The organism is Parabacteroides sp. CAG:2 (genome assembly GCF_000436315.1).
In the GTDB taxonomy this organism is placed as follows: Bacteria; Bacteroidota; Bacteroidia; order Bacteroidales; family Tannerellaceae; genus Parabacteroides; species Parabacteroides distasonis.
Genome location: NZ_FR885278.1, coordinates 1 through 7,020 on the forward strand (window position 1 = coordinate 1; position 7,020 = coordinate 7,020).

Sequence of the window (7,020 nt, forward strand, 5' to 3'; positions counted from 1 at the left end):
GGCCTATAAAACGGAAGGTGTCATGCAAAACGCCGCCGACGTGCAGGCTTATCTGGATAAGAACTGTAAAGGCAACGCAGCCAACTCCCTGCAAGGTAGCTCCATCCAACCGGGCGACTTGAAATTCGTAGACGTGAATGGCGACGGCGTGATCAACGAGGACGACAAGACCGAAGTCGGCAACCCGCACCCGGATATCACGATGGGTCTAAGCTTCAACGTTGGTTACAAAGGATTCGATTTAGCGGTAACCACCTATGGGGCCTTCGGACAACAAAATATGCGCTCTTATCGTAAGTTTACCGACGGCAACGTGGAGAATTACACCTCCGAGGTATTTGAGTACTGGCACGGTGAGGGAACCTCCAATCGTTATCCTCGTCTGGTTCCGGGTAACACAGGTGTCAACTTCCAACAGATATCCGATATCTTCGTGGAAGACGCCAGCTATTTCCGCATCCAGAACGTTACTTTGGGCTACGACTTCAAGAACCTATGGAAGAACTGCCCACTGCCGCAATTACGTCTGTACGTAAGCGCCCAGAACCTCTTCACCTTCACGGGATACAAGGGTATGGACCCCGAAATCGGTACGAACGATAGTTATCGCGAGGACAATCCTTGGGCAAGAGGTATCGACTTAGGTTCTTATCCTTCACCCAGAACTTATATGGTAGGTGTTAACATTAAATTTTAAGAGAAAAGCAACATGAAAAAGTTAATATATGCAATATGTATGGGCGCTGCCGTAGCCTTCTCCAGTTGTGAGGACATGCTCGACACGACCAATTACACAGAGAAGACAACCGCTACATTCCCGGAGTCGTACGACGATGCCCAGCAAATGATAGCAGGCGTTTACGCCAGCATGGCATCCGTTTGCGCCAACCCCGAGAGATCGTTCCTTTATTACGCCCAACTAGCCAGCGATGACGCGCTAGGCGGGGGCGGCTCGAACGACAAGCTGATGCAGGCCATGGACCTGCTCTGCAACTATCAGTCCGACATGACCCGCCAGTTCTGGAAAGACCGTTATGCCGGCGTATTCCGTGCCAACAGCGCCATAGAGACCTTGGATAACTGTCCGGACTTTCCTTCCACGGAAGCACGTAACCAATTGATGGGCGAGGCTCTCTTCATGCGTGCCTATTTCTACTACGAGCTAGCCTCGATGTACAATCGTGTACCCCTAATCACTACATCCCAGACAAGCGATGTGCCACAGGCAAGCCCCGCCGAGATCTGGGGACAGATCTTGCTAGACCTTAAGACAGCCGCCGACATCATGCCCGCATGGCGTGGAGGTACGTCATCCCTTGAGGCAGGACACGTCGACAAGTACACCGCCGAGGCCATGTTAGGCCGTGCTTGGTTGTTCTACACCGGCATGTACGGGAATGGCGAAGATATAGCCGCCTTGACCAGCGCCACTTACAACCCGCTGACCTCCGTCACCTTGGCCGACGGCTCTACCCTAACGAAGGATCAAGTGATCTCTTATATCGATGATTGCGTGAACAATTCCGGATATTCCTTAGCATCCGACTTCCGTAGCCTTTGGGCTTACACGAACCGTTGCACGGTGAACGATTTCGAATACACCGCCGGAAAAGGATTGAAATGGGTAGAGGATGATAACGCCGTCAACCCGGAATCTATGTTCGCCATCAAGTTCAATAAGCTGGCCAGTTGGAATACTACCATCGCTTTCGCCAATGGTTACGCGCTTCATTTCGGTCTTCGCGGAGATCAAGACGTAGCAAATACCTTCCCCTTCGGACAAGGTTGGGGAGCCGGGCCTGTAGCACCGAATTTCGTGAACGATTGGGCAAGCGCAGAACCAAATGACATGCGTCGCGACGCTTCCGTATATCGTACGGACAAATTACCCGCTTATAACAAAGGCGGTTGGGCGGACTTCGTACAGGAAACGGACTACTATGCCATGAAATGGTCTCCTGTCGCATGCAAGACATCCAATGACGAGAGTGGCTACTTCAAGACCTTCGAGAACGAGATGTACGGAATCGATGGCTGGACGCAAGGCGCGAATAACCAAGCCTTGGACAACATCCACGACTTGGTATTGATCCGCTTCGCTGACGTTCTCTTGATGCAATCCGAGCTCAAGGGAGATGCCACCGGTATGAATAAGGTGCGGGAGCGTGCCGGCCTTCCGGCTATCGGCTACTCGCTCCAAGCTCTGCAAAACGAGCGCCGTTGGGAATTAGCTTTGGAGGGTACCCGTTGGAACGACATCCGCCGCTGGCACATTGCCGCCGCTGCCTTGCAGAAACAGATAGGTACGCCTATCTACATCGCTGGTAATCCTGCCACGAACAAGGCGCAAAATGGTGGTTACGCCTCCCGCTACAACACCTCCGCCGGTTTCATGAAGATACCTGAGAGCCAGATCTCACTCTCCAGTGAACTCCAGCAGAACGAAGGTTGGGGAGCGGACGCCGAGTACAATGGCTGGGCTAATTAATAACTTTTTAATTCAGAATATACAATCATGATAAAGAATATATATTATATAGTAATGGCATTGATCGCAGGAATGATGGTTTCCTGCGACCCAATCACAGAAAGTGATCCGGGCATATCCGCCAACTTAACCGAGGCGGATCTGCAAGCCCGTGTAGCGCTTACGCAAACGACGGCCGGACAAAACAAGTTCACCTTCTCCACCAATCCCACACTGACGGTACAGGTATTGGATCAAGACGGGGCCATCCTAGCCACCGGAACCGAGGGTTCCATCATTGGCACTCCTCCCCTCACGAGCTTGACCGTCCGGGCTATGAACCAAGACGGCTCCATCACCTCTTTCTCTAACGATGTGACGATCTCCGAGTATGTGGATGTGCCTTCTATTTATGAAGGATTATTCGGACCGGAGTATAATTCTGTAACTTGGGTTTGGGATACAGATGCCAGCAACGGCCTTTGGGGAAATGGTGCTTATATGGAAAGCACAGGTCCGGAATGGTGGCAAGTTCAAGCCACAGACATCGACCAACAATGTACTGAGAAAGGATATGCCAAAGATGGGTTAGAAGGTTGGATGACTTTTACCTTGGCTGGCAAGAAAGTAGAAACCAGCCGCGGTCAATCCGGAACAATCGCATGGGACTTATCCGCTGTAGCCAAAGATGGTTGGGATCAAGGTACATTAACGTTCACCGGAACCATTCCTTTATTAGGACTGGTGAAAATGGGAGACACTGATGATACCTTCGCTCCTCAATATGAATATCACATCTTGGAAGCGGATGGTGAGCATCTTAAACTAGCGGCTCCGAAACCCGGCGCAGGTGATTGGGGAGAGGCTTGGTTCTGGAATTTTAAAACAAGAAAATAAAGAAAATATATCATGAAGAAAGTATTATTCATTCTATATTGCACTATTAACAACAACTGTTATTAATATCAATGCTGACGTAAATGGTCCATCACCTTCCTATGCCGCAGAAAGAGAAGGGTATTCAAAAATGTACGTTACAGCTCAAAATCAGGACGCCCATATATCAATGGTTATTGAAGATCAAAATTTCATGGAATATACTATCACCAGTGGTTTTTATAGTGGAGGTCCATGGGTTTACTTTGTTGAACATGGAAAGTATAAAGTTGTTTCCATAGATAAGGGATATAGAGTCTCTTGTAATGGATCTACAGTTCAAGTAGGATCTGTCATAACTTTTAGCGGCGCAACTGGGCATATTGGATTTTACGTAAATAATTGATCTAAAAATGAATATCACGATACTCAATGTTCTCCGTGACATTGAGTATCTCTGATCGGATAAATGAAGAAGATGTATCTCACTAGCAATATTTTATGATGAGATTATCCCAATAATTCATTCATTCTTGTTATATAAGAGGGGCGGAGCGTTTATCGTTCCGTCTCCTCTCTTTTTATCTTACACGGTACTCGCCCTGCAAATATCCTTCCGTCAACCAAACCGCTCTCCGGCCATCTTTTTGATTTCCATAGAGCATTTACCTTGACACACCTATTTTCCAAACCTAGCGAAATAGCGAGAAAGCAGTAGCAATAAGCACCCCTTTTTGTTAAAATACAGCGTTTTCCACACACAATAGGTGCCGGAAGCCTGCGTAACTAGTCGTATTAGGCAACGCCGATACTGCCGTTGGGCATCGTAAGTAGTCAAGAATAGGGTTATGAGTAGTCGCGAATGGGCATTCTTACCCTGTTATAACCCTATTGTAGCACCGTTTTTCTTCCCTTCCTGCCCCCAAAACATGAAATACGATGAATAAATTCCGCTAGAATAAAAGGCCGTTATTCAACATTAGCCTATCAACCAATCGATTGTCGTTTTTTTCTTTCGTTTTCGGGAGCATACCTTACCTTTACCCGAAAGAATCGATTCTCCATGACTTAAATTTACAAACTGTCACTTTGCTAAAAGACGCAAGACAAGGAGATGTCAAGTATCCGTGAAAGATGATACATCTTACAACGGTAATATCATACATCCTACAACAGTAAGATCATACATCTTACGGCGATAAGATGCTACAACTGTACCTTACTGAAAATAAGTTCGTGCATTAAACTCCATAATCGGACGTTTTAAACTGAATAACGTCGCAAATATCGCAGCGTTTCTCCTGTTCTAATGTCGCATCAAGTACTTAAAATATGTATATACACGAAAGAGATAATTGGACATCATTCAGATAGGACGTTTCCGAGCTTACCGCACTCCTTGAAGAGGTGGGGCGTAAACGAGGAATGCTGTATGGCAGACTTGCCTCACACCATCCCCAACGTCTCAAACATCCCCCGGTAAACGGCGGCCTTCTCCTCCAACGGCCTCGGATAAGCTCTAGAGGATGAAGGCATACGGAACAGCCTCATCGTCCTTCCCATACAAGAAAATTCCGACGAGAAGCCCACTTTCGGCTCCTCCGTGCCGGGCAATACGGAGAGGAGAGTATCCATCGCTTTCTGCCCGGTTACCACGATCGCCACGCATTCCGGTATCTGGGACAAGACCTTTTCCGGATCGATCGGCCGTACCACCTCAAGGAACTTATCGGAGGCGTTCGCTTTCAAGCGGATCACCTCCATGGCGGTATCACCGATCCCGATCCCCTTCTCCCGGCAGAAAGCCTTCGCCTTCTCCTCGCTGAACGCCTTCTTGTCTCGCAGGAACGCATCCTTGTTCCCATAGAAAATCAAGCCAAGGATGCGCCACATATCATTCTGGATATTCGGGTAATAAAAATCCATGCTCCAACGAGCTTTTGGAGGCGGGAAACTTCCCAGCATCAGCAATCTCGTATTCTCCGGGAGGAAGAAGCCTAGCGGATGCAGCTCGGTGGTCATGCTTCCTTGTTCTTTTTGAGTTCCTTCTTCTGGTCCTCTTTCGCCAGAAGCACGACGTTATACACGAAGTCCGTGATCCATTGCTCGGAGTAGCCTAGTTTCTCGGCATACTTACGCACGCTCCATGCGGCCTTCTGCACGCTGATATCCTTCCACTCGGACTTGGTCAAGATATCGTGAACCGTCTTCGTCGTCATATTATACAGCAACTTCTTCACCAGCATGGAAAAGCGGAACTTCCACTGCATCAGATTACCAAGCAAGTTGAACAAGTCATTGCAGAAACCTTGGAACATGAAGAAATACGTCTTGATATCGTTCTGGTTCTTGCAGTTCTTCTTCACCGAGCTGTCGATCTCCTTGAAGAAAGCCTCGCTTAGGCCGTAATCCTCCATCAACACCTTGCGCACACGGGATTTCTCGGCGACACCCAATTTGTTATTCTGGGTCGGTATCTTCAACATGCGTTTGAACAAAGCCATATCGGCGAGCATGTTCAAGTTGGTGATACCCAAGTTCACGGCCATAACGGCTTGATAATATACACGGATTAAAGATACGAACTCCTCCACGGAACCTTTGCCGGCCTCTTCCGCCTCAGATACGTTCTTCTTGAATAGCTTAGAAATAAAATTCATCGTACGATTATTAAATAGTTTCGAGCCGCAAATATACGAAAACTTACCGCCAATGCAGAATAACTATTCAATTCTCTCCACCGTAACCTCCGGAAATTGCTCCATCAATAGCAACAGTGGACTTTCCTCCGTGTTTTTACGGGCCTTCAACACGATGCTGACGACGTACTCGTCCTTCTCCTGATGCCCCAGTCTTTTCATGTCATAGCTTACCAGCAGGAAACCTTTCTCGTAGATAACACGGGCGATCCGGTTGATCGCCTCCTTGTCGGAGGTAGAGAATACCACCAAGGAACTTCGCATCCCAATGCTTTTAAAAATAACGCTCAACAGCTCCAGCCCGGCGAGCGTCAACAAAGTGGCGGCGATACCGAGCCCGTACATGCCTGAGCCGACGGCCAGACCGATACCGGCGGTCGCCCAGATACCGGCGGCGGTAGTCAATCCCCGCACGAATTGTTTCTGGATGATGATCGTACCCGCCCCGATGAAACCGATGCCACTCACCACTTGGGCGGCCACACGGCTCGGATCGAGACTTACGCTATTCTCTAGGATGACATCTTGGAAGCCATATTGGGAGACAACCATGATCAACGCGCTACCCAACGAAACAAGGAAGTGAGTCCGGTAACCCGCCTCCTTCGCACGGTACTCACGGTCTAGCCCGACAACGGCGCCCAGAATACCTGCCACGAAAAGTCTTAGTATGAAATCCCACATCATAATCAACGATCTTTTAGGTTTTACCCCGAAAGATAGGAATTATTTATTGATTCAGCCGCCATTCACGGTGATAAGAATCGATCGCCTCCCGGACGGAGCCATGTAGGAGCAGGAGATTCTTGCTCTGCTCGTAATCCAGACGAAGCTCTTCCATGATCATACGGGTGCCACGGTCCACCAATTTTTGGTTGGTCAGTTGCATGTTCACCATCCGGTTCCCCTTCACCCGGCCAAGCTTGATCATCGTGGAGGTCGTGATCATATTCAGCACCATCTTCTGGGCCGTACCGC

5 protein-coding genes and 2 pseudogenes are annotated in these 7,020 nt (G+C 48.6%); 3 read left to right on the top strand and 4 right to left on the bottom strand.

The genetic code is table 11. The features are described from left to right. The 3 genes and pseudogenes from QVP94_RS06350 to QVP94_RS06360 all read left to right on the top strand — a co-directional run. A pseudogene (locus tag QVP94_RS06350) lies at positions 1-697 on the top strand (SusC/RagA family protein); the annotation flags it as partial. A gap of 12 nt (positions 698-709) precedes the next feature. Continuing rightward, positions 710-2,488 (top strand): RagB/SusD family nutrient uptake outer membrane protein, encoded by a 1,779-nt coding sequence (locus tag QVP94_RS06355; RefSeq protein ID WP_005855257.1) that lies wholly within the window; start codon positions 710-712, stop codon positions 2,486-2,488. A gap of 27 nt (positions 2,489-2,515) precedes the next feature. Beyond that, positions 2,516-3,364, top strand: a complete 849-nt coding sequence (locus QVP94_RS06360) for a hypothetical protein (RefSeq protein WP_022192216.1) — start codon at positions 2,516-2,518, stop codon at positions 3,362-3,364. A gap of 1,425 nt (positions 3,365-4,789) precedes the next feature. Here QVP94_RS06360 and QVP94_RS06365 read toward each other — a convergent pair. The 4 genes and pseudogenes from QVP94_RS06365 to QVP94_RS06380 all read right to left on the bottom strand — a co-directional run. Beyond that, the gene (locus QVP94_RS06365) at positions 4,790-5,365 is read right to left on the bottom strand and encodes a uracil-DNA glycosylase family protein (RefSeq protein WP_005855251.1); all 576 of its coding nucleotides are present in this window, start codon (positions 5,363-5,365) and stop codon (positions 4,790-4,792) included. Further along, the gene (locus tag QVP94_RS06370; protein WP_005855249.1) at positions 5,362-6,003 is read right to left on the bottom strand and encodes a DUF8491 family protein; all 642 of its coding nucleotides are present in this window, start codon (positions 6,001-6,003) and stop codon (positions 5,362-5,364) included. Before QVP94_RS06370 ends, QVP94_RS06365 begins: the two co-directional genes overlap by 4 nt. A 63-nt stretch (positions 6,004-6,066) precedes the next feature. Beyond that, the gene (locus tag QVP94_RS06375) at positions 6,067-6,729 is read right to left on the bottom strand and encodes an MgtC/SapB family protein (RefSeq protein ID WP_005855247.1); all 663 of its coding nucleotides are present in this window, start codon (positions 6,727-6,729) and stop codon (positions 6,067-6,069) included. A gap of 43 nt (positions 6,730-6,772) precedes the next feature. After that, a pseudogene (locus QVP94_RS06380) lies at positions 6,773-7,020 on the bottom strand (N-acetylmuramic acid 6-phosphate etherase); the annotation flags it as partial.